Here is a 22,914-nt window from a genome sequence, read left to right as displayed (position 1 = left end):
TACGCCGTTTTTGTTTTTCCCTCATGTGGCGCAGGCTGATTTACCACCCGGAAGTCAACTATGCACTGCGGCAAACGCTGGTGCTGTGTCTGCCCGTGGCCATCGGTCTTCTGCTCGGCCATCTCCAGCAGGGGCTGTTATTTTCCTTAGTCCCCGCCTGCTGCAACATTGCCGGTCTTGATACCCCGCATAAGCGCTTTTTCAAACGCCTGATTATCGGCGGCTGCCTGTTTGCCGGATGCAGTCTGGTGGTGCAGTTGCTGCTTGCCCAGGCGATACCCCTGCCGTTTATTCTCAGCGGCCTGGCGCTCTTGCTCGGCGTTACCGCGGAGATCAGTTCGCTGCACGCGCGGCTGCTGCCCGCGTCGCTGATCGCCGCCATCTTTACCCTGAGCCTGGCGGGCAATATGCCCATCTGGGAGCCGCTGCTGATCTACGCCTTCGGCACGCTGTGGTACGGCGTGTTTAACTGGTTCTGGTTCTGGCTGTGGCGCGAACAGCCGCTACGGGAGTCGCTTAGCCTGCTTTACCGGGAGCTGGCGGACTACTGTGAAGCCAAATACAGCCTGCTGACCCAGCATACCGATCCCTCGACCGCCCTGCCGCCGCTGCTCACCCGCCAGCAGAAAGTGGTCGATCTGATTACTCAGTGCTATCAGCAGATGCATATGCTGGCCGCTAACCAACGCAACGATCATAAGCGCCTGCTGCGGGCGTTTCAGATGGGGCTGGATCTGCAGGAGCATATTTCGGTCAGCCTGCATCAGCCGGAAGAGGTGCAAAAGCTGGTGGAACGCAGCCATGCTGAAGCGGTGATCCGCTGGAACGCGCAGACCGTCGCCGCCCGCCTGCGCGTGCTGGCGGATGACATGCTCTATCATCGCTTTCCAAAGCGCTTTCAGATGGATAAACAGATCGAGGCTCTGGAAAAGATCGCCAGACAACATCCGGATAACCCGGTCGGCCACTTCTGCGCCTGGCACTTCAGCCGCATCGCCCGGGTGCTGCATACCCAGCGCCCGCTGTATGCCCGGGACCTGATGGCCGACAAAGAACGTCGTTTACCGCTATTGCCCGCGCTAAAGAACTACCTGTCGCTAAAATCGCCCGCGCTGCGCAATGCCGCCCGCATCAGCGTGATGCTGAGCGTCGCCAGCCTGATGGGCAACGCCCTGCACTTGCCTAAGCCCTACTGGATCCTGATGACGGTGCTTTTCGTCACCCATAACGGCTATGGCGCCACCCGGGTGCGTATTGTTCACCGGGCGGCGGGGACGCTCGCCGGCCTGACGATCGCCGGGCTGACCTTGCATTTTCACGTTCCGGAGAGCTACACCCTGAGCGGGATGCTGCTGATTACCCTGCTCAGCTATCTGATCATTCGCAAACACTATGGCTGGGCGATGGTTGGGTTTACGGTGACGGCGGTATATACCCTGCAGCTGCTGACGCTTAACGGCGAACAGTTTATTATCGCCCGGCTGATCGACACCCTTATCGGCTGCCTGATTGCCTTCGGCGGGATGGTCTGGCTGTGGCCGCAGTGGCAGAGCGGCCTGCTGAAAAAAAACGCCCACGATGCGCTGGAGGCCGACCAGCAGGCAATTCGCCTGATCCTCAGCCCCGACCCGAAAGCCCCCGCGCTGGCCTATCAACGCATGCGCGTCAACCAGGCGCACAACGCGCTCTACAACTCCCTGAATCAGGCGATGCAGGAACCCGGGTTTAATACCCACTATCTGGAAGATATGAAGCTGTGGGTGACGCACAGCCAGTTTATCGTCGAACACATCAACGCTATGACCACCCTGGCCCGGGAGCATACGATGCTGACCCCGGATCTTGCCCAGCGCTATCTCGAATCCTGTGAGATTGCGCTGCAGCGCTGCCAGCAGCGGCTGGACAGCGATGGTCCCGGCAGCGCAGGGGATGCCAATATTATGGAGTCGCCGGAAAGCGAGGTGCCGATCGGTCCGTTAAGCACCCTGGAGCAGCATCTGCAACGCATTCTGGGCCATCTGAACACCATGCACACCATTTCGTCAGTGGCATGGCGTCAGCGGCCGCACCATGGCATCTGGCTGCGGAAGATCAACCGTTAATCACCTTTGCCACCGCCTGGGCAAAGCGCGCCATCCCTTCAGTAATATCCTGCTCGTCGATGATCAGCGAGGGAACAAAACGCATCACGTCCGGCCCGGCGTTGAGCACCATGACGCCGGCGTCGGCCGCGGCATAGAGGAAATCACGCGCGCGGCCTTTGTGCTGCGGCTTGAGTTCCGCGCCGATCAGCAGGCCCATCCCGCGTATATCACTGAACAGATCAAACTCGGCATCCAGCCGCTGCAGGTGTTTGACGAACAGTTCGCGCTTCGCGCTCACGCCATCCAGCACCGCCGGGGTATTGATCAGATCGAAGGCGGCGTTGGCGACCGCGCAGGCCAGCGGGTTGCCGCCGTAGGTTGAGCCATGGGAGCCCGCATGGAAGGCGCTGGCGATCTCGTGGGTGGTCAGCATGGCGCTGACCGGGAAGCCGCCGCCCAGCGCTTTGGCGCTGGTCAGAATATCCGGGGTCACGCCGTAGTGCATATAGGCGAACAGCGATCCGGTACGCCCCATACCGCACTGTACTTCATCAAAGACGAGCAGCGCCTGGTGCTGATCGCACAGCTCGCGCAGTCCCTGCAGGAAAGCCGGCGTGGCCGCCGTCACGCCGCCTTCGCCCTGAATCGGCTCCACCACCACCGCGCAGGTGTGGTCATCCATCACCGCTTTTACCGCCTGCAGATCGTTGAAGGGAACATGGACAATATCCGCCGGTTTTGGGCCGAAACCATCGGAATACTTCGGCTGACCGCCGACGGAAACGGTAAACAGGGAGCGGCCATGAAAGGCATTATGGAAGGCGATGATTTTGGTTTTATACGGGCTATGGCGGGTCACCGCATAGTGACGCGCCAGCTTAAAGGCCGTTTCATTGGCTTCGGTGCCGGAGTTCATAAACACCACGCGCTCGGCGAAGGTAGCCTCGACAAGTTTACGTCCCAGACGCAGCGCCGGCTCATTGGTAAAGACGTTGCTGGTGTGCCACAGCGTTTCGCCCTGCTGATGCAGCGCCGCCACCAGCGCCGGATGGCAATGGCCAAGCGCCGTCACCGCGATACCGCCGGCGAAATCGATATACTCTTTCCCCTGCTGATCCCAGACGCGGCTGCCTTTCCCCTTCACCGGGATGAATTCTGCCGGTGCATAAATTGGCAAAATAACTTCATCGAATGTGGCGCGGGTGATTGCCGGTTGTTCAGTTGCCATGTCTTGCCCATCCCTCTTCGTTACGCAGATGCGATTATGATAATCTAATCACAAAATATGCATAAAAAATCAGTCAATAGCAACTGAAAATCACCGTTTCAAAAAGTTGGCCAGCAATTGATGGCCCTGCTCGCTGAGGATGCTTTCCGGATGAAACTGCACGCCCTCGAGATCCCATTCGCGGTGACGGATCCCCATAATCTCACCGCTGGCGCTGCGGGCAGTGACGTTAAACTCGGACGGGAGCGTCGGCGGGTCAATCACCAGCGAGTGATAGCGGGTCACCGTCAGGGGATTATTCAGCCCCTGAAACACCCCTTCGCCGTTATGCTCGATAAGCGAGGTTTTGCCATGCATGACCTGGGCCGCCCGCACGATAGTCGCGCCAAACGCCTGGGCGATCGCCTGATGCCCGAGACAGACGCCCAGCAGCGGCGTTTTTCCGGCATAGTGGCGGATAACCGCGAGGGAAATCCCCGCCTCATCCGGCGTGCAGGGGCCTGGCGAGATCACGATTTTCTCCGGCGCCAGCGCCGCTATCTCCTCCAGCGTCAACGCATCGTTGCGCCTGACCAGTACTTCCGCCCCCAGTTCGCAGAAGTACTGATACAGATTCCAGGTGAAAGAGTCATAGTTATCGATAAGCAGGATCATAGCGGCTCCGGAACAATCAAAACCGGGCTATTCTACTCAGATTCCCGCGCTTCGCTTACCACTTTGCGAAAGATCGCCACCAGCGGGGCCAGATCGCCCATCGCGCTCTGCTGGCAGGCCGCACTCCAGCCGGCGGGGTCAACGTCACGCCAGTTAAGAAGGTAGCCGGCATGTATCGCCAGCTGTTCAAAGAAAATGCGCTGGGTCAGGCCATTGCCAAGACGAAAAGGGTGCAGCACATTAATTTCACCATAGAACCAGCTCAGGCGTTCGATGAAGGTATCGCGCGGCAGGCCACTGAGATAATCCTCCTGCTCAAGGGCCTGCATCAGGGCATTCCCCTCCTCCTCGATCCGGGCAAAGTGGCAGAACGGCGTATCGCCCAGGTAGAGGTTCACTTCACGCAAGCGGCCCGCCCAGTCAAACAGATCCTGATACAACTGGTGATGAATAGCGCACAGATAGGGTAAGCCGCGCACCCGCGGGCCCAGCGGCAGAGTGGCCGCCCGCAGCGCTGTCATCTCAAAGGCGGCCTGCTGCAGATTTTTAGCCTGGCGGATGCCGAGACGGTTGCGCAGCACGTTCAGCGCCGGATAGAGATAAGGATCGCGTTCATCGCCGAATTTATCGCTCATACTCCCTCCGCAACGTCGCCAGACGCGCCAGCGCCTCTTCGGCAGTCAGCGTAACCAGCGGCACCGTCACGCCTTCAAGGCGACGGCTGGCCTGAAAATTGGTATTGCGTGTCTGTTCCCAGAGTCGGGATTTTTGCTTATCGGTGAGTGGACGCATCGTCGCCCCCCTTATCGTCCCCTGTGTGCCACAAGTATAAGCAGCAATTTCAGGTTATGCCGGGAGGCGACCGGGCGCGGCGATAGACCACCGCGCCGCGGGAGGATTAGGGCAGCACTTTCGCAGAGAGGATAACGACCGGTTTGGTCGGCACATTCTGGTACGGACCAACGTTATGGGTCTGGACCTGGGAGATCTTATCCGCAACATCCATCCCCTTCACCACTTTGCCGAATACCGCATAGCCAAAGTCGCGCTGGCCATGGTCGAGGAAGGCGTTATCCGCCACGTTGATGAAGAACTGACTGGTGGCGCTATCCTGATCGGCGGTACGCGCCATCGCGATGGTGCCGCGGGTGTTGCGCAGGCCGTTGTCTGCTTCATTCTTGATCGGCGGGTTAGGCTGCTTCTGCTGCATCTGTTCGTTAAAGCCGCCGCCCTGCACCATGAATCCCGGGATCACGCGGTGAAAGGTGGTGTTGTTGTAGAAGCCGCTGTTGACGTACTTCAGGAAGTTATCCACGGAAATCGGGGCTTTCTGGCTGTTTAACTCAAGCTCAATGTTACCTGCCGAAGTGGTCAGCAGCACATGCGGATCGCCCTTTGCCGCCATGGCCGGGGAGAACGCTGAAATAGCGAAAACGGCAGCCATCGCCGCCAGTGTTGATTTGAGCATGGAAATTCCTTAACGGAGCAGAATAAAAGCGAGTGCCTTGATTCTAAAGAGCCTTTGCATCCTGGGCCAGCCTTTTACCAAATTTTACTTAGCTGTAATAATTGTAACCGCGCAAACGATCTCCTTTGCAGCGAACAATCGTGATGCAGATCACATTAAAACATGCAAAAGATAACCCATTTCACAATAAACATTTAATTACATCACCTGAACGAATAAAATCTGTCCGCCCGGCGCAGCGTCAACGCGCTTTACCTTTCTATTCACAGGCCAGTCATGACTAACAGCAACCGTATTAAGCTCACATGGATCAGCTTCTTCTCCTACGCCCTGACCGGCGCGTTGGTGATCGTCACCGGGATGGTGATGGGTAACATTGCGGATTATTTCCATCTGCCCGTTTCCAGTATGAGCAACACCTTTACCTTTCTGAACGCCGGTATTCTTATCTCCATCTTCCTCAATGCCTGGCTGATGGAAATCGTGCCGCTGAAAACTCAGCTGCGCTTTGGCTTTATTTTGATGGTGCTGGCGGTGGCCGGCCTGATGCTCAGCCACAGCCTGGCGCTGTTCTCCGCGTCAATGTTCGTTCTTGGCCTGGTGAGCGGGATCACCATGTCGATCGGGACCTTCCTGATCACCCATATGTATGAAGGCCGTCAGCGCGGGGCGCGTCTGCTGTTTACCGACTCCTTCTTTAGCATGGCGGGCATGATTTTCCCGATGGTCGCCGCCGTCCTGCTGGCGCGCAGCATCGAGTGGTACTGGGTCTACGCCTGTATTGGTCTGGTATATGTCGCTATTTTCGTCCTGACTTTCGGCTGTGATTTCCCGGTGCTGGGCAAAAAAGCCCAGAGCGAAAACAGCCAGCCGGTGGTGAAAGAGAAGTGGGGCATTGGCGTACTGTTCCTCTCCGTTGCGGCGCTGTGCTACATCCTCGGTCAGCTGGGCTTTATCTCCTGGGTACCGGAATATGCGAAGAGCCTGGGCATGAGCCTCGGCGACGCCGGTAAACTGGTGAGCGATTTCTGGATGTCCTACATGATCGGCATGTGGTCATTCAGCTTCATCCTGCGCTTCTTCGACCTGCAGCGTATCTTAACCGTCCTCGCCGGGCTCGCGACGGTGCTGATGTACCTGTTTATCAATGGTTCGCCGGAGCATATGCCGTGGTTTATTCTGACCCTGGGCTTCTTCTCCAGCGCCATTTACACCTCGATCATTACGCTCGGTTCGCAGCAGACGCGGGTCGCTTCGCCGAAGCTGGTGAACTTTATCCTCACCTGCGGCACCATCGGCACCATGCTCACTTTCGTGGTCACCGGCCCGATTGTGGCGGCCAGCGGTCCCCTGGCCGCGCTGCACACCGCTAACGGCCTCTATGCCGTGGTATTCGTAATGTGCTTTATCCTCGGCTTCGTCTCCCGTCATCGCCAGAACAACGCTCAGGCGGCGTCTCACTAAGCCTTCGGCCCCTTTGCATCCGCAAGGGGGCTGTTCCTCATAAAAGAAAGCTCCTCGCCACCGCGGTCAGTTTGGATCCAGCTTTGCGCCGGCTGGGTGGTCGCGATCACCCTTCCCTGGCGAATTGACCAGCGCACCGGCACCTGGCAGCGGACGGCCTCAAAGCCATTCTCCGCCGGGAGAATGATCAGGTTAGCCGGGTTACCGCTGACAATGCCGTAATCCTCGAGGCCAAACGTGCGGGCGCTGTTGTCGGTGATAAGCTGCAGGCCGTCGTTGATCTGCTGGTAGCCCATCAGCTGGCAAACATGGAGCCCCATATGCAGGACCTGCAGCATATTGCCGGTCCCCAGCGGGTACCACGGGTCAAAGACGTCATCATGACCAAAGCAAACGTTGATCCCCGCCGCCAACAGCTCCTTCACCCGGGTAATGCCCCGTCGCTTCGGGTAGTCGTCAAACCGGCCCTGCAGATGAATATTCACCAGCGGATTGGCGACAAAGTTGATGCCGGAGAGCTTAAGCAAGCGGAACAGACGCGAGGTATAAGCGCCATTATAGGAGTGCATAGCGGTGGTATGGCTGGCCGTTACCCGCGGCCCTATCCCCGCTTTCAGCGCCAGCGCGGCAACGGTTTCAACAAAGCGCGACTGCTCATCATCAATTTCATCGCAGTGAATATCCAGTGGGCGGTCATATTGCTGCGCCAGACGGAAGGCGATATGCAGCGATTCCACACCATATTCACGGGTGAACTCAAAATGCGGGATCGCCCCGACGACGTCCGCCCCCAGCTTGAGGGCCTCCTCCAGCAGCGCCTCGCCGTTGGGGTAAGAGAGGATCCCCTCCTGTGGAAAAGCGACAATCTGTAACTCGACCCATGGCGCCACCTCCTGTTTGACCTCCAGCATCGCCTTCAGCGCCGTTAACGTGGGATCGGAAACATCGACATGAGTGCGGACAAACTGCACGCCATTGGCGATCTGCCACTTCAGGGTTTTCCACGCCCGGGCTTTGACGTCCTCATGGCTGAGCAGCGCTTTCCGCTCCGCCCAGCGCTCAATCCCCTCGAACAGAGTACCGGACTGATTCCAGTTCGGCTCGCCGGCCGTCTGGGTGGTATCCAGATGGATATGCGGCTCGATAAAAGGCGGGATCGCTAGCCCGCCGCGAGCGTTCAATACCTCGTAGCTTTCATCGTGCGCCTCCCCCATCGGCGTGATCTCGCCAAAGCGGCCCTTATCAATGGCTATTTGCCACAGGCCGTCGCGGTCTGCCAGGCGTACGTTCTGAATCAACCAAAGCGGCGCTGCTGTCATATCACCCTCTCTATTCAATACGGCTTGTTTTCTGTCTAACCCCAATCGCGGCTTACCCAATTCTTGTACACAAAATCAGCAAAAAGGAAAAGTCAGCGTTTTCCATGACTTATAAAAATACTGACAAATCAAACACATACCCATTAAGTGGTAGGTGAAGTTGTCATTGATTTGCATCAATAAGCCTGATGGCTGAATCGTTAAGGTAGGCGGTAATAGAAAAGAAATCGAGGCAAAAATGAGCAAAGTCAGAATCGCTATTATCGGTAACGGCATGGTTGGCCATCGCTTTATCGAAGAGCTTCTCGATAAGGCGCCTGCCGGACAGTTCGACATTACCGTGTTCTGTGAAGAACCGCGTATCGCCTACGACCGCGTCCACCTGTCGTCTTATTTCTCCCATCACACTGCGGAAGAACTGTCGCTGGTACGCGAAGGTTTCTATGAGAAACACGGCGTCAAGGTGCTGGTCGGCGAACGGGCGATCACCATCAACCGCCAGGAGAAAGTGATCCACTCCAGCGCCGGGCGTACCGTGTTCTACGACAAGCTGATTATGGCGACCGGCTCATACCCGTGGATCCCGCCGATTAAAGGCGCGGAAACCCAGGATTGCTTCGTCTATCGCACTATTGAAGATCTTAACGCCATCGAATCCTGCGCCCGCCGCAGCAAACGCGGCGCGGTAGTCGGCGGCGGCCTGCTCGGCCTGGAAGCGGCCGGCGCGTTGAAAAACCTCGGCGTGGAAACCCATGTTATCGAATTCGCGCCGATGCTGATGGCCGAACAGCTCGACCAGATGGGCGGCGAGCAGTTGCGGCGCAAAATCGAAAGCATGGGCGTGAAAGTTCACACCAGCAAAAACACCAAAGAGATTGTTCAGCAGGGCACCGAGGCGCGCAAAACCATGCACTTCGCCGACGGTAGCGAGCTGCAGGTCGATTTCATCGTCTTCTCAACCGGGATCCGCCCGCGCGATAAGCTGGCCACCCAGTGCGGGCTGGCGGTCGCCCAGCGCGGCGGCATCATGGTCAACGATAGCTGCCAGACCTCCGATCCGGATATCTATGCCATCGGGGAATGCGCCAGCTGGAACAACCGTGTCTACGGTCTGGTCGCCCCCGGCTATAAAATGGCCCAGGTGGCCGTCGACCATCTCCTCGGCAGTGAAAATAGCTTCACCGGCGCCGACCTCAGCGCCAAGCTGAAGCTGTTGGGTGTGGACGTGGGCGGGATCGGCGATGCCCACGGCCGCACGCCGGGCGCCCGTAGCTACGTCTATCTCGACGAAAGCAAAGAAGTTTATAAGCGCCTGATCGTCAGCGCCGACAACAAAACGCTGCTCGGCGCGGTACTGGTCGGCGACACCAGCGACTACGGCAATCTGCTGCAGCTGGTGCTCAACGCCATCGAGCTGCCGGAAAACCCGGATTCGCTGATCCTCCCGGCCCACGCCGGCAGCGGCAAGCCGTCCATCGGCGTGGATAAACTGCCGGACAGCGCGCAGATCTGTTCCTGCTTCGACGTCAGCAAAGGCGACCTGATCGCCGCTATCAATAAAGGCTGCCACACCGTGGCGGCGCTGAAAGCGGAAACCAAAGCCGGGACCGGCTGCGGGGGCTGTATTCCGCTGGTCACTCAGGTGCTCAACGCCGAGCTGGCGAAACAGGGCATCGAGGTCAACAACAATCTGTGCGAACACTTCGCCTACTCTCGCCAGGAGCTGTTCCACCTGATCCGCGTGGAAGGCATCAAAACCTTCGACGAGCTGCTGGAAAAACACGGTCAGGGCTACGGCTGTGAAGTCTGTAAGCCGACCGTCGGTTCCCTGCTGGCCTCCTGCTGGAATGAGTACATCCTCAAGCCGCAGCACACGCCGCTGCAGGACAGCAACGACAACTTCCTCGCCAACATTCAGAAAGATGGTACCTATTCGGTGATCCCGCGCTCAGCTGGCGGCGAAATCACGCCGGAAGGGCTGGTCGCCGTGGGCCGCATCGCGCGTGAATTCAATCTGTACACCAAAATCACCGGCTCTCAGCGCATCGGCCTGTTTGGAGCGCAGAAAGACGACCTGCCGGAGATCTGGCGGCAGCTAATTGAAGCGGGATTCGAAACCGGCCACGCCTACGCCAAAGCGTTGCGAATGGCGAAAACCTGCGTCGGCAGCACCTGGTGCCGCTACGGCGTTGGCGACAGCGTCGGCTTCGGCGTGGAACTGGAAAACCGCTACAAAGGCATCCGCACCCCGCACAAAATGAAGTTCGGCGTCTCCGGCTGCACCCGCGAATGTGCCGAGGCTCAGGGCAAAGACGTCGGGATCATCGCCACCGAGAAAGGCTGGAACCTGTACGTGTGCGGTAACGGCGGGATGAAGCCACGCCACGCCGATCTACTGGCCGCGGACCTCGATCGCGATACGCTCATCAAATATCTCGACCGCTTTATGATGTTCTACATCCGCACCGCCGATAAGCTGACCCGCACTGCCCCGTGGCTGGACAATATGGAAGGCGGTATCGACTATCTGCGCAGCGTCATCATCGATGACAAGCTCGGTCTGAACGACCATCTGGAAGAAGAGCTGGCTCGCCTGCGCGCCGCCTTCGCCTGCGAGTGGACCGAGACCGTCAACAACCCGGCGGCGCAGACCCGCTTCAAACACTTTATCAACAGCGACCAGCGCGACCCGAACGTTCAGGTGGTGCCGGAACGTGACCAGCACCGCCCGGCCACGCCGTATGAGCGTATCCCGGTTACTCTGGTGGAGGAAAAAGCATGAGCCAGTGGGTAAATATCTGCAGCATCGACGACATCCTGCCGGCCACCGGCGTCTGCGCCCTGCTCGGTCAGCAGCAGGTGGCGATCTTCCGTCCCTACCATGACGACAGAGTATTCGCCATCAGCAACATTGATCCGTTCTTCAACGCCAGCGTGCTGTCTCGCGGGATTATCGCCGAGCATGACGGCGCGCTATGGGTCGCCAGCCCGCTGAAAAAACAGCGCTTCCGCCTGAGCGACGGCCTGTGCATGGAAGATGCCAGCCACTCTATCGCCCGCTTCGACGCCCGCGTGAAAGACGGACACGTTCAGCTTAAAGCGTAAGTCCTTCTCCCTCCCCCCGGCCACGGGGGGAGATATAAGTAACAGTTCTGACCGACAGCGCATGAGTGCGGGATATGTCGCATGTTTTGTATTACCTTTGCTGCTATTCTACGACCACTCGTTTTCTACCCCTTATTTTTATGAGGTTATTCTGTGGATCACTTACCCATATTCTGCCAGTTGCGCCAGCGCGATTGTTTACTGGTTGGCGGCGGGGATGTCGCCGAACGCAAAGCCCGTCTGCTGCTGGATGCTGGCGCTAACGTCACGGTCAATGCGCTCGACTTCACGCCCCAGTTTCAGGTGTGGGCTGATTCACAGATGCTAACTCTGGTGCAGGGGGAGTTTATCCCCTCGCTGCTGGATAACTGCTGGCTGGCCATCGCCGCTACTGATGATGAGACGGTCAACCAGCAGGTTAGCGAGGCGGCCGAAGCGCGGCGTATCTTCTGTAACGTGGTGGATGCCCCGCGCCAGGCCAGCTTTATCATGCCGTCGATCATCGATCGCTCGCCGCTGATGGTCGCCGTCTCCTCGGGCGGGACATCACCGGTTCTGGCGCGCCTGCTGCGCGAGAAACTGGAGTCAATTCTGCCCCTGCATCTCGGCCAGCTGGCCCGCTATGCCGGCCATCTGCGCGCGCGGGTTAAGCAGCAGTTTGCCACCGTAGGCGAGCGTCGCCGCTTCTGGGAGAAGCTGTTTGTTAACGACCGTCTGGCGCAGTCGCTGGCTAATGACGATCGGCAGGCAGTCGCGGATACCACTGAGCAGTTGCTGACGGAGCCGTTGGAGCATCGCGGCGAGGTGGTGCTGGTTGGCGCCGGCCCCGGTGACGCCGGGCTGCTCACGCTCAAAGGCCTGCAGCAGATCCAGCAGGCTGACGTGGTGGTCTATGATCGGCTGGTCTCCGATGACATCATGAATCTGGTGCGCCGCGATGCCGATCGGGTATTCGTCGGCAAGCGCTCAGGCTACCACTGCGTCCCGCAGGAGGAGATCAACCAGATCCTGCTGCGCGAAGCGCAAAAAGGAAGACGCGTGGTCCGGCTGAAAGGCGGCGATCCCTTTATCTTTGGCCGCGGGGGGAAGAGCTGGAGACGCTTTGCGAGGCGGGCATCCCCTTCTCCGTTGTGCCTGGCATTACCGCCGCCTCCGGCTGCTCCGCTTATTCGGGATCCCCTTGACCCATCGCGATTTCGCGCAGGGCGTCCGCCTGGTCACTGGCCACCTGAAAACCGGCGGCGAGCTGGACTGGGCGAACCTGGCGGTGGAGAAGCAAACCCTGGTGTTCTACATGGGTCTGAACCAGGCGCCGGCGATCCGCGAGAAGCTTATCGCTCACGGCATGGCTGAAGATATGCCCGCCGCCATCGTCGAGAACGGCACCGCTGTGACGCAAAAAGTGGTCAGCGGCACCTTAGGACAACTGGATATTCTGGCGCAGCAGATGGCCAGCCCGGCGCTGATCATCGTCGGCCGCGTGGTCGGTCTGCGGGATAAACTGAACTGGTTTTCGAACCATTAACCTTGCCTCCCATAAAGCGACAGGCATAAAAAAGGGCGGGATATCATCCCGCCCTTTTAGCTGTTGCGTCGCTTACGGCTTGGCGACAAAGCCAATCGCTTCGTATACCGCTTTCAGGGTTTGAGAAGCCCGCGCGCTGGCCTTTTCCGCGCCGTCTTTCATCACCTGATTGAGAAACGCTTCGTCGTTACGGAAACGGTGATAGCGCTCCTGCAGATCAATCAGCATGCCCGATACCGCTTCGGCGACTTCGCCTTTCAGGTGGCCATACATTTTGCCTTCAAAATGCTGTTCCAGCTCAGGAATAGTTTTCCCGGTAACCGCGGAGAGGATATCCAGCAGGTTGGAGACGCCCGCTTTCTCTTTCAGATCGTAACGCACTACCGGCGGCTCGTCGGAGTCGGTGACCGCACGTTTAATCTTCTTGACCACCGATTTCGGATCTTCCAGCAGGCCGATGACGTTGTTGCGGTTGTCGTCGGACTTGGACATCTTTTTCGTCGGCTCCAGCAGCGACATCACGCGCGCGCCGGATTTAGGGATAAACGGCTCAGGCACTTTAAAAATATCGCCGTAGATGGCGTTAAAACGCTGGGCGATATCGCGGCTTAGCTCAAGGTGCTGTTTCTGATCTTCGCCCACCGGAACCTGGTTGGTCTGGTACAGCAGAATGTCAGCGGCCATCAGTACCGGATAATCAAACAGACCGGCGTTGATGTTCTCCGCGTAGCGCGCTGACTTGTCTTTAAACTGAGTCATGCGGCTCAGTTCGCCGAAATAGGTGTAGCAGTTCAGCGCCCAGCCTAGCTGGGCATGTTCCGGCACGTGCGACTGCACGAAGATAGTGCTTTTCTGCGGGTCGATGCCGCAGGCCAGATACAGCGCCAGGGTGTCCAGCGTCGCCTTGCGCAGCTGCTGCGGATCCTGGCGCACGGTGATGGCGTGCTGGTCCACGATGCAATAGATGCAGTGGTAATCGTCCTGCATGTTTACCCACTGACGCAGCGCACCCATATAGTTGCCAATGGTCAGTTCACCTGAGGGCTGTGCGCCACTAAAAACGATGGGCTTAGTCATGTTTCAATTCCTGAGTTTCACTGTGCGGTAACCCGAGAGCGGGTAAGAGTTCGTTAAACTGGTCGAAGAGATAGTCCGGCTCGCTCAGCGCAAGCGGTTCACCATAGTTATAACCGTAGGTCAGACCAACAGAGCAGCAGCCTGCCGCTTTGGCCGCCTGAATATCATTGCGCGAATCGCCGACAAACAGCAGCTCGGCTGGAGCCAGAGAGAGCTTTTCCGCCACCAGCAGCAGCGGTTCCGGATGCGGCTTTTTATTCTGCACGTCATCGCCGCCAATCACCACGGTAAAATATTTCGCAATATCGAGCGCGTCCAGCAGCGGGGCGACAAACGGCGTCGGCTTATTGGTAACCAGCGCCAGCGGCAAGCCTTTGGCATGCAGCGCGCCGAGCGTATCGGCCACCGCCGGGAACAGGAAACTGCCCTCTTCCGCCGCTTCGGCGTAATAGCGGTCAAACAGTTTACGCAAAATGCGCAGCTGCTCGTCTTGCGGAATATCATGATCGTCGACGGAAGGCTTGCCCATCGCCGCACGTAACGTTGCTCGCTCCTGACGAGCCCAGGTCAGCGCCCGCTCCATCAGGACATCGGCGCCGTTACCGATCCAGGTGATAACGCGTTCTTCTCCCGCCACCGGCAGCTCCAGGGCGTACAGGGCGTTATCAACCGCCGAGGTTAGACCCGGCGCGCTGTCCACCAGCGTGCCGTCGAGATCAAATGCGATGCCGCGGATCGCCTGTAATTTATCCATGACTCACCTTCGCTAATTCACTACGCATTTGATCAATGACTTGCTTGTAGTCCGGCTGACCGAAGATCGCCGAACCGGCAACAAACATATCCGCACCCGCCGCGGCGATTTCGCCGATATTGCTGGCTTTCACGCCGCCATCCACTTCCAGGCGGATGTCGTAGCCGGACGCATCGATGCGCTGGCGCACTTCACGCAGTTTATCCAGCGTCTGGGGAATAAAGGACTGGCCGCCAAAGCCCGGGTTAACCGACATCAGCAGGATCACGTCCAGCTTATCCATCACGTAATCGAGGTAGCTCAGCGGCGTCGCCGGGTTAAACACCAGGCCCGCTTTACAGCCGTGCTCTTTGATAAGCTGCAGGCTGCGATCGACGTGTTCGGAGGCTTCCGGATGGAAGGTGATAATGCTGGCGCCGGCTTCGGCAAAATCAGGAATGATGCGGTCGACCGGCTTCACCATCAGGTGAACGTCGATTGGCGCGGTAATACCGTAATTACGCAGTGACTTCAGCACCATCGGGCCAATCGTCAGGTTTGGCACGTAGTGGTTGTCCATAACGTCGAAGTGCACGACATCCGCACCCGCCGCCAGCGCCTTCGCGGTATCCTCACCCAGACGGGCAAAATCAGCCGACAGAATCGAAGGGGCAATCAAATACTGCTTCATCCGCATCTCCTTGAAATTTATTTGGTCTTAGGCGGACGGTAGAGCGCTAATAGCTCGTCCACCTTTTTACGCGTACCACCGTTGCTGCTGATGCTGCGCCGCACCTTCACAATATGCGTTTCTGCCGCGTTTTTATACCATTCCTGCGTCAGCGGCGTGCGGTGGTTGGAAATCAGCACCGGGATGCGCTTTTTCATCAGCGATTCCGCCTTTTGCGCCAGCAGTACCTGTTGTTCCAGGTTGAAACTGTTGGTGTGGTAGGCGGTAAAGTTCGCCGTCGCCGTTAGCGGCGCATAGGGCGGATCGCAATACACCACTGTGCGGCTATCCGCACGTTGCATGCACTCTTCGTAAGATTCGCAGTAAAACTCGGCGTTTTGCGCCTTCTCGGCGAAATGATAGAGCTCAGCTTCGGGGAAATAGGGCTTTTTATAACGGCCAAACGGCACATTGAACTCGCCGCGCAGATTGTAGCGGCACAGGCCGTTGTAGCCGTGACGGTTCAAATACAGGAACAGCACCGCGCGACGCAGCGGATCCTGGCTTTGGTTAAATTCATCACGATACAGGTAGTAGCGCTCAGCGACGTTATTTTCCGGGGTAAACATCTCACGGGCGGCGGCGACGTATTCGTCGGTGCGCAGTTTGACGATGTTGTACAGGCCGATTAAGTCACTGTTGATATCCGCGAGGATATAACGAGAAAAGTCGGTATTAAGAAATACCGACCCGGCGCCCACAAAGGGCTCGATCAAGCACTCGCCTTCCGGCAAATGCTTTTTAATATCGTCAAGCAGGGGGAACTTTCCCCCTGCCCACTTCAGAAAAGCGCGATTCTTTTTCATGCTGCCTAACTAATTACACGTTCTCCGGCTGTGGAGAAAGCTCCGACAGCATCCTGCGCTTAAGACTACCCCACGGCATTATTTCAGGTCAGCCTGAACCTGATGCAGCGGTTTTGCCCATGGATTTTTCGCCTGCACGTCCGCCGGCAGCGAGGTGACAGCACGTTTCGCTTCATCTTTCGATGCATAGATACCGCTCACCAGCACGTACCATGGTTGGCCGTTACGCGACGTTTCATAGACAACATATTTATCCAGCTTCTCTTTCTTCGCCCAGTTGTTGAGGTTGTCGTAGTTAGAGGAGCTGCTGAGCTGCAGAGTATAGTGACCCGACGGCGCAGTTTTCATTGAGCTGACGTCACCTGCCGTCTTCCCGGTCTTCGCTGCCGGCGCTGCCGCAGCTGCCGTTGCCGCTGGCGCTGCGGTCGTCGTGGTCGGTTTGCTCTGAGCGGTGGCCACCGGTTTGCTTTCGCTGACGGACGTTTTCGCCGGAGCGGTGGTCGCCGTGCTTTCAACATGCTTCGGCTGGACCGGCTTCGATTCTACCGGCGTTTTCGCCACGGCCTGTGGCTTCGACTGCGGCTTCGCTTCGATAACGGTATGCTTACGTTCAGCCGGACGCGGGGTCGCTGCTGTCTGACGCTCGGTCGCCTGGCGCGGCGCCGCGGTGCCATTGGCGCCATTCCGGATTGGCGCGACGGTAGCCGGTTCAGTCGGCAGCGTCGAGTTAGCCACGGCGCCGTCCAGTTGGCCCTGCTGCTGGGTCAAGGCATTGTTCAGATCGCCCTGAACTTCGATACGCTGCTGGCCCTGCGGCGCAACCGCTGCCTGGCCCTGCGTCGGGTTCGCGGCAATAGGCGGTACCGTTACGTCCTGCTGTGAGGTGCTGTTAGCGGCGGCAGTCTGGTCCTGGCCGGCAGCAGGCATGCTGGCGGACTGGTCGTCAGACAGATTAATGCTCTTCTCGCCGGAAGCGGTCTGCTGGCTGGAAGATGATGGCGATTTCAGTGCGGAACCGATACCCACGATCAACAGCAGCAGCACCAGAATCCCCACACCCATCATGATGTACTGGCGGGAGGCCGGTTTGGCCGGCGCTTTTTTACGCTTGCGCGGACGACGCTCTACAGGCTGCTCTTCGAGCATCTCCTCGTCTTGCGCATCCAGTTCTTCTTCGAACTCTTCCTCTTCACGCTCGCGACGGGCCTTACCAGCGCGCGTCGGACGGCCTTCATCGGCATCAAGATCAACATCGTCAAAATTGATCTGCGGATCGGCATCACGCTCGGAAGACTGACGGGAACGACCAGCACGACGATCGTTGCGATCGGCTTTCATATCGTCTTCTGGTTTGAAATCATCCATTTAACACCCCACTAAAAGGCTTATGCTCACGATTATTGCACATCACCCGAAATGATAACGCCGCGCGAACGCGGCCAGACCTTCTTATTGTTGCGCCTGCTGAGTATCAGCAATCGCGCCAAGAACCACATCGTGCGGCACTCCGCCGCGCAGCTCGCTGCTTCCTATTGCGAGCGGGAGCACCAGCCGCATTTCGCCAGCCAGTACCTTTTTATCGCGCATCATATGGGGCAAATACGCCTGCGCACTCATTTCCTGCGGGCCGCGTACCGGTAAGCCTGCACGCTTGAGCAGATCGATAATGCGCTGAGTATCCTGCGCGCGGAACTGCCCCAGCCGTTCGGACGTGCGTGCCGCCATCACCATACCTGCCGCCACCGCTTCGCCATGCAGCCAGTTACCGTAGCCCATTTCCGCTTCGATAGCATGGCCGAAGGTATGTCCAAGATTGAGTAAAGCACGTAACCCGGTTTCACGCTCGTCGGCTGCCACAACCTCCGCTTTCAGTTCACAGCAGCGGCGAATGCAGTACGCCATGGCGGTATCGTCCAGCGCCAGCAGCGCATCAATGTTGTTTTCCAGCCAGCTGAAGAATTCACCATCCAGGATCACCCCGTACTTGATGACCTCAGCCAGTCCGGAAGCGAGCTCGCGCTTCGGCAGAGTTTTCAGACAGTTAAGATCAACTACCACGGAAACCGGCTGCCAGAAGGCGCCAATCATGTTTTTGCCGAGAGGGTGGTTCACTGCGGTTTTGCCGCCGACCGACGAGTCGACCTGCGACAACAGGGTGGTAGGGACCTGGATGAAACGCACGCCGCGCTGATAGCTTGCCGCGGCGAAACCGGTTAAATCACCGATCACCCCCCCGCCAAGCGCCACCAGAGTGGTGTCGCGGCCATGTGGTTTTTGCAACAGCGCAGTAAACACGGTATCCATCACCGCCAGGCTTTTGTATTGCTCGCCGTCTGGCAGAATGACGCTGTCAACGTTGACCCCTGACTGCTCCAGCGCAGAGCGGACGGTATCCAGATAAAGCGGCGCCAGCGTTTCGTTGGTGACCAGCATAGCCTGGTCGCCCGACTTGAGTGGCAGGAAGGAAGCTGGATCGTTAAACAAACCAGCCGCGATGGTAATCGGGTAACTACGTTCCCCGAGGGTAACAGTAAGCCTCTCCATAACGCGACATCCACCTCAATGACTATTACTCTGACGCACTTTTATTAAGCCAGAATCAGTTGCTTTCCAGCATATGAATAATCTGGTTCGCGACGACTTTCGCACTCTGATCGTCTGTGCGGATAGTCACATCGGCGATCTCTTCATACAGCGGGTTACGCTCGTCAGCCAGCGCTTCCAGCACTTCACGAGGCGGCGCATCGACTTGTAGCAAAGGACGCTTTTTATCGCGCTGCGTACGGGCCAACTGCTTCTCGATCGTAGTTTCCAGGTAGACCACCACGCCGCGGGCGGAGAGACGGTTACGCGTTTCACGGGATTTTACAGAGCCGCCGCCAGTCGCCAGCACAATCCCCTGTTTTTCCGTCAACTCATTGATAATTTTCTCTTCACGGTCACGGAAGCCTTCTTCGCCTTCAACATCGAAGACCCAGCCCACATCAGCGCCAGTGCGTTTCTCAATCTCTTGATCAGAATCGTAAAATTCCATGTTGAGCTGTTGGGCTAACTGGCGCCCAATAGTGCTTTTGCCGGCACCCATAGGCCCAACCAGAAAGATATTGCGTTTCTCTGCCATTTTTTCGGTACTACTAAGACTATTCGTTAATGATAAACCCGCTTCGCAGACACCCAGCGCCGCAGGGCATGAACTGAAACCTCATATGCAATAGAGCGAGAGTCAGACTAAAAATTATCTCAATACTCCGGCTGGTTTGGCAACTGAATAAAATCGCCGGACAATAAAGGGAGGATTGATGTCGTACCCGACTCTCAAATCGGTACCCCTTGTATGCTAAATCCGTCCTCACGTCAAACACCTGAAACGTGTTTAGCATGAAAAACCTGCTTAACGTACTGCCAGAATCCGTGGCGTAATAAAGACAACCAGTTCGCGACGTTCATTATCTTTCCCGTCACGACGAAACAGACGTCCCAGTACCGGGATATCGCCAAGCAGCGGGACGCTGTCGCGGGCGGTTTTGTTTTTCTGCGAAAAGATGCCGCCCAACGCTAAAGTCTCGCCGCTGCGAACTTCCACCAGGGTCTCTATCTCCTGCTTATCGATGGCCAGCGCTTCGCCGTTTTCCTGCTTCAGCACCTGGCCTGGCGTATTCTCGCTTATTCGCAGCTTAAGCCGCACTCTTCCCTGCTGCAGCACCGTCGGCGTGACCTCCATGCCCAGCACCGCCTCTTTGAACTCCACCGAAGTGGCGCCGCTTTCGCCACTGGAAACCTGATAGGGGATCTCGCTTCCCTGCTTGATGCTGGCAGGCTGCATGTGGGAGGCCAATAAACGCGGGCTGGCAATAATTTCGACCTGCTGCTTGCGCTCCAGCGCGGATAGCTCCAGCTCAAGCAAGCGACCGTTGATCTTGCCGATGTTAAACCCTGCGCGGGTGCTGGCATCGTTTACCGATACATCGCTGCTTAGGGTGGTGATTTGCCCGGAGCCTGGCGGGCTTCCGGCTTCCGCAAGCCGCCACTTCACCCCCAGCTCACGAAGGCTGGTTTCGCTCATCGACACGATATGGGCGGCCAGCTCCACCTGGCCGACCGGCAGATCCATCTCCTGCGCCCAGGCCTTCAACGCCGGCAGGTGCCGGGCATCATCGCGGATCAGCAGCCGATTAGTCCGCTTGTCCGCCATCAGGTGTCCCCTGGCGCTGAGCAGCTTTCCGCCGCTTTTAGCCAGCTCTTCAGCGTCGGCAAAGTGCAGGGTCACGCTCTCCGCCTGCAGGGGCAGGTTCTGCAGGCGTTTCTCCTGTTCGGCTTCACGCTGCGCCTGATTTGCCTTTTGCCAGGCCTGAGTGTGCGCGTAGATGACCGTCCCCTGCTGTTGCAAAGAGAGACCCGCGCTATCCGCTACCGCCCGCAGCGCCTGGCTCCAGGGAACCTTCTGCAGACGCAGGGAGAGCGTGCCGCTGACGTCCGGCGCGACGACGAGGTTCTTATGGTTCATTTCGGCCAGGGCTTGCAGCACCTGAGCCACTGGCGCATCGTCAATCACCAGCGAAACCGGTTTATCATTGCGGGCGGCGGGGGCCACCACCAGCGGCAGCAGCAGAAGCAGCAGGCTTATCCATCGCATCATGTTGTTTCCCTTCACGTTGCCAGCGCCACGCTGGCGGTTCACATCCCGAAGACGTGACGATGTCCAGCTCACCGGCCGTCAGCCGGCTCACCCGCCAGCCCGTGAGCAATTGCTCATCCATGCGTACCCGTCGCCACTTTCCGTTCCCATCCTGCAGAAACCCCGTCCAGGCAGCATCATCCCCAACCGCCCCGCCATAGCGCCATTGCGAAAGCTGCGCCGTGCGGCAGGGATCCTCAACCGGCTGGAAAGGGTCACGCTCGGCTGCCAGCAGCGACAGCGGTAGCCACAGGAAGATCCAGCGTTTACCGCTCATCTTCCGCCTCCAGCAGCAGTCGCAGGCGGAGCGTCTGCGCCTCACGGCCCAGCGAAAACGAACGCGGATTCATCCCGCAGCGCGCCAGCCAGGAAAAAAGCGCGGGTACCGTTGACCAGGACAGGGTCAGCTCCATCTCGCCGCCGCTTCCCTGCGGACGCCAGGCAATAAGCTTCGCTCCGGAGAGCGGAATGGCTATGGGCGAAAATGACTGCGTGTCGATGCGCGCCCCGGGATTTTCCTCGCCGGGGATGCGCAGCGCCATGATCCGCCGCCACTGCGTTTGCAACGCCGCATCACGGGTTACCGCCGCCTGCGGCGGGCGCAGATCGCGCCAGAGCGCCACGCCGCCTCCCGACAGCCCCATTGCGAGCAGGATCGGCAGCCCCGTCCAGGCGCCCCGAAGGTTAATCCGCATCAGCGCGCGCTCCCGTCAGGGTAAAACTGAACTGCCAACGCCCCTCGGCGTCGCGCTGGGTCCCGCCGGCTTTTGCCGGCGCGAATCCCGCGACGCGAGTCAGCGCAGCCTCCACGCTGGTTAGCGCCTGCAGGTTAAGGGCCAGGCCGTCCAGCGTGAGGAGTACGCCCTGGTACTCCAGCCGCGTCAGCCACGCCTGCGCGGGCAGATCTGCCGCCAGCGCCTGCAGCCTGGGTTGCCAGGCGGCGATCGCCGATCTGCGCTGGTACTGCTGGCGCTGCCGTTGATGCTGCTGCCACGCCTCACGCATCGCCTGCTCGCGCTGCTTAAGCGAAGCGAGCAGCTGCGCGTCGGCCGTCGTGTGAAGCGTCGCCAGGAAGTCGCGCTGCAGACGCGCCGTTCGGCTCACCAGCAGGCCCATCCCCCCCAGCAGCACAATGCCGATGGTTAACAACAGGACGTAGCGCAGGCGCTGGCGGCGACGCAGGTCGCGCCAGGGAAGAAGATTAACGACATGCGTCATGCCGCCCGCCTCCCAGCGCCAGCCCAAGGGCAATGGCGTAACGATCGCCATCGGCTGGCAGCGGGGGCTGCCGACGGTGAATCACTTGCCAGACATCAAAGCGACTGGCCTCATCGCCCGCGTCAATACACAGGCGCAGCGGAACCTGAAGCTGCCCCGCCAGCTGGCTTAAGGACCCGACATCAGCGCAGGCGTCACTGCCCCAGGCCTCACGGGTCGCCCACAGCCAGTGCTTTTCATCCCGCCACGCCAGGCCCTGGTCTGCCGCAGTCATCCAGGGGAAAAAGGCGCCGAGCGCACTGGCATCCGGTACGATGGCCGCCACCCGCAGCCGCAGCCGCCCTGCCAGCTCCCGCAGAACATTGATATCCAGCCGCTGCGCCGCCGTAACCTGCCAGCCGTCATCCCGCGAGGTGGGCGCATAATCAATACATAGCGCGGAGGCAGGCATTGCCAGCTGCTGGCTCATGGCGCTGGCTACCCACGTCGCCTGTTCCCGCTCCCGCAGGGCGAACTGGGGATACGGAAGACGCTTTTGCAGTGTGCGCACCGCGGGAAAGGCGATACTAACCTGATGCTGCGCCGGTAGCTCCCGCCGCCAGGCGGCCAGCCGCGAACCGAGTGCGCTGACGTCCGCCACCATTCCCTGACGTACCAGCCCCGGCGGCAATGGGATACGCCACCAGCGGCGCAGCGCCCAGTGTGAACGTTCATGCAATAGCGCGACAATGGCAATGCTATCCTGTTGGATATGCATTCCAAGCCGCCAGTTTCTGAAAGCCATGCTTACGATCTCCTTATCCGGCAAAACTGCCCGGCTATATCAAT

At 58.7% G+C, this 22,914-nt stretch carries 22 protein-coding genes and 1 pseudogene; 5 read left to right on the top strand and 18 right to left on the bottom strand.

Annotated elements, in window-relative coordinates; genetic code table 11:
• The first annotated feature begins 23 nt into the window (after positions 1 to 23).
• The gene (locus LPQ25_RS01880; protein WP_048336811.1) at positions 24 to 2,102 is read left to right on the top strand and encodes a YccS/YhfK family putative transporter; all 2,079 of its coding nucleotides are present in this window, start codon (positions 24 to 26) and stop codon (positions 2,100 to 2,102) included.
• Here the strand turns inward: LPQ25_RS01880 and argD are convergent.
• From argD to ppiA, 5 genes are all read right to left on the bottom strand, one after another.
• Positions 2,092 to 3,312 (bottom strand): bifunctional acetylornithine/succinyldiaminopimelate transaminase, encoded by a 1,221-nt coding sequence (argD, locus tag LPQ25_RS01875; protein WP_004174049.1) that lies wholly within the window; start codon positions 3,310 to 3,312, stop codon positions 2,092 to 2,094. The genes LPQ25_RS01880 and argD overlap by 11 nt on opposite strands.
• A 90-nt stretch (positions 3,313 to 3,402) precedes the next feature.
• Positions 3,403 to 3,966, bottom strand: a complete 564-nt coding sequence (gene pabA, locus LPQ25_RS01870) for an aminodeoxychorismate synthase component 2 (RefSeq protein WP_002920229.1) — start codon at positions 3,964 to 3,966, stop codon at positions 3,403 to 3,405.
• Positions 3,967 to 3,998: 32 nt separating this feature from the next.
• Positions 3,999 to 4,601 (bottom strand): putative adenosine monophosphate-protein transferase Fic, encoded by a 603-nt coding sequence (locus LPQ25_RS01865; RefSeq protein WP_002920230.1) that lies wholly within the window; start codon positions 4,599 to 4,601, stop codon positions 3,999 to 4,001.
• Positions 4,591 to 4,758: a YhfG family protein gene (locus LPQ25_RS01860; RefSeq protein ID WP_002920231.1), complete on the bottom strand. Its 168-nt coding sequence runs from the start codon at positions 4,756 to 4,758 to the stop codon at positions 4,591 to 4,593. Before LPQ25_RS01860 ends, LPQ25_RS01865 begins: the two co-directional genes overlap by 11 nt.
• 106 nt (positions 4,759 to 4,864) lie before the next feature.
• Positions 4,865 to 5,434, bottom strand: coding sequence for a peptidylprolyl isomerase A (gene ppiA, locus LPQ25_RS01855; protein WP_002920238.1), 570 nt, complete (start codon positions 5,432 to 5,434; stop codon positions 4,865 to 4,867).
• A 276-nt stretch (positions 5,435 to 5,710) separates the two neighbouring features.
• On the opposite strand from ppiA, the gene tsgA reads away from it, so the two are divergent.
• Entirely contained in the window at positions 5,711 to 6,898 is a 1,188-nt protein-coding gene (gene tsgA, locus LPQ25_RS01850; protein ID WP_002920240.1) for an MFS transporter TsgA, read from the top strand.
• On the opposite strand, the gene LPQ25_RS01845 is transcribed toward tsgA, so the two are convergent.
• Positions 6,895 to 8,217 carry a cytosine deaminase gene (locus LPQ25_RS01845; RefSeq protein WP_002920241.1) on the bottom strand — a complete coding sequence of 441 codons (1,323 nt, stop codon included), beginning with the start codon at positions 8,215 to 8,217 and terminating at the stop codon, positions 6,895 to 6,897. The genes tsgA and LPQ25_RS01845 overlap by 4 nt on opposite strands.
• Before the next feature lie 238 nt (positions 8,218 to 8,455).
• On the opposite strand from LPQ25_RS01845, the gene nirB reads away from it, so the two are divergent.
• The 3 genes and pseudogenes from nirB to cysG all read left to right on the top strand — a co-directional run bounded on the left by nirB (position 8,456) and on the right by cysG (position 12,847).
• Entirely contained in the window at positions 8,456 to 10,999 is a 2,544-nt protein-coding gene (gene nirB / locus LPQ25_RS01840) for a nitrite reductase large subunit NirB (RefSeq protein ID WP_002920243.1), read from the top strand.
• Positions 10,996 to 11,322 carry a nitrite reductase small subunit NirD gene (nirD, locus tag LPQ25_RS01835; RefSeq protein ID WP_002920249.1) on the top strand — a complete coding sequence of 109 codons (327 nt, stop codon included), beginning with the start codon at positions 10,996 to 10,998 and terminating at the stop codon, positions 11,320 to 11,322. The genes nirB and nirD overlap by 4 nt, the downstream gene beginning before the upstream one ends.
• A gap of 153 nt (positions 11,323 to 11,475) precedes the next feature.
• A pseudogene (cysG, locus tag LPQ25_RS01830) lies at positions 11,476 to 12,847 on the top strand (siroheme synthase CysG).
• A 72-nt stretch (positions 12,848 to 12,919) separates the two neighbouring features.
• Here cysG and trpS read toward each other — a convergent pair.
• The 12 genes from trpS to LPQ25_RS01770 all read right to left on the bottom strand — a co-directional run bounded on the left by trpS (position 12,920) and on the right by LPQ25_RS01770 (position 22,870).
• Positions 12,920 to 13,924 carry a tryptophan--tRNA ligase gene (gene trpS, locus LPQ25_RS01825; protein WP_002920253.1) on the bottom strand — a complete coding sequence of 335 codons (1,005 nt, stop codon included), beginning with the start codon at positions 13,922 to 13,924 and terminating at the stop codon, positions 12,920 to 12,922.
• Positions 13,917 to 14,678 (bottom strand): phosphoglycolate phosphatase, encoded by a 762-nt coding sequence (gph, locus tag LPQ25_RS01820; RefSeq protein ID WP_004188345.1) that lies wholly within the window; start codon positions 14,676 to 14,678, stop codon positions 13,917 to 13,919. Before gph ends, trpS begins: the two co-directional genes overlap by 8 nt.
• Complete coding sequence (rpe, locus tag LPQ25_RS01815) at positions 14,671 to 15,348, bottom strand: ribulose-phosphate 3-epimerase (protein ID WP_002920259.1); 678 nt, start codon at positions 15,346 to 15,348, stop codon at positions 14,671 to 14,673. The genes gph and rpe overlap by 8 nt, the downstream gene beginning before the upstream one ends.
• A 17-nt stretch (positions 15,349 to 15,365) precedes the next feature.
• On the bottom strand, positions 15,366 to 16,193 hold the full coding sequence (gene dam / locus LPQ25_RS01810; protein ID WP_002920260.1) for an adenine-specific DNA-methyltransferase: 828 nt from the start codon (positions 16,191 to 16,193) through the stop codon (positions 15,366 to 15,368).
• Between the two features lie 78 nt (positions 16,194 to 16,271).
• On the bottom strand, positions 16,272 to 17,558 hold the full coding sequence (gene damX / locus LPQ25_RS01805) for a cell division protein DamX (RefSeq protein WP_015875204.1): 1,287 nt from the start codon (positions 17,556 to 17,558) through the stop codon (positions 16,272 to 16,274).
• 84 nt (positions 17,559 to 17,642) lie between these two features.
• Complete coding sequence (aroB, locus tag LPQ25_RS01800; RefSeq protein ID WP_002920264.1) at positions 17,643 to 18,737, bottom strand: 3-dehydroquinate synthase; 1,095 nt, start codon at positions 18,735 to 18,737, stop codon at positions 17,643 to 17,645.
• A gap of 55 nt (positions 18,738 to 18,792) precedes the next feature.
• Complete coding sequence (gene aroK, locus LPQ25_RS01795) at positions 18,793 to 19,314, bottom strand: shikimate kinase AroK (RefSeq protein ID WP_002920267.1); 522 nt, start codon at positions 19,312 to 19,314, stop codon at positions 18,793 to 18,795.
• A gap of 270 nt (positions 19,315 to 19,584) precedes the next feature.
• Complete coding sequence (hofQ, locus tag LPQ25_RS01790; RefSeq protein ID WP_014906844.1) at positions 19,585 to 20,829, bottom strand: DNA uptake porin HofQ; 1,245 nt, start codon at positions 20,827 to 20,829, stop codon at positions 19,585 to 19,587.
• Positions 20,762 to 21,145 (bottom strand): HofP DNA utilization family protein, encoded by a 384-nt coding sequence (locus LPQ25_RS01785; protein ID WP_015875205.1) that lies wholly within the window; start codon positions 21,143 to 21,145, stop codon positions 20,762 to 20,764. Before LPQ25_RS01785 ends, hofQ begins: the two co-directional genes overlap by 68 nt.
• Positions 21,135 to 21,563: a HofO family protein gene (locus tag LPQ25_RS01780; protein ID WP_004151403.1), complete on the bottom strand. Its 429-nt coding sequence runs from the start codon at positions 21,561 to 21,563 to the stop codon at positions 21,135 to 21,137. The genes LPQ25_RS01785 and LPQ25_RS01780 overlap by 11 nt, the downstream gene beginning before the upstream one ends.
• On the bottom strand, positions 21,553 to 22,086 hold the full coding sequence (locus tag LPQ25_RS01775) for a PilN domain-containing protein (RefSeq protein WP_004174028.1): 534 nt from the start codon (positions 22,084 to 22,086) through the stop codon (positions 21,553 to 21,555). The genes LPQ25_RS01780 and LPQ25_RS01775 overlap by 11 nt, the downstream gene beginning before the upstream one ends.
• Complete coding sequence (locus LPQ25_RS01770) at positions 22,070 to 22,870, bottom strand: type IV pilus biogenesis protein PilM (RefSeq protein WP_004872583.1); 801 nt, start codon at positions 22,868 to 22,870, stop codon at positions 22,070 to 22,072. The genes LPQ25_RS01775 and LPQ25_RS01770 overlap by 17 nt, the downstream gene beginning before the upstream one ends.
• Positions 22,871 to 22,914 lie beyond the last annotated feature (44 nt).

Source organism: Klebsiella sp. KPN54798 (genome assembly GCF_021184225.1).
Classification (GTDB): Bacteria; Pseudomonadota; Gammaproteobacteria; order Enterobacterales; family Enterobacteriaceae; genus Klebsiella; species Klebsiella pneumoniae.
This window is presented reverse-complemented; position numbering and strand designations above follow the sequence as displayed.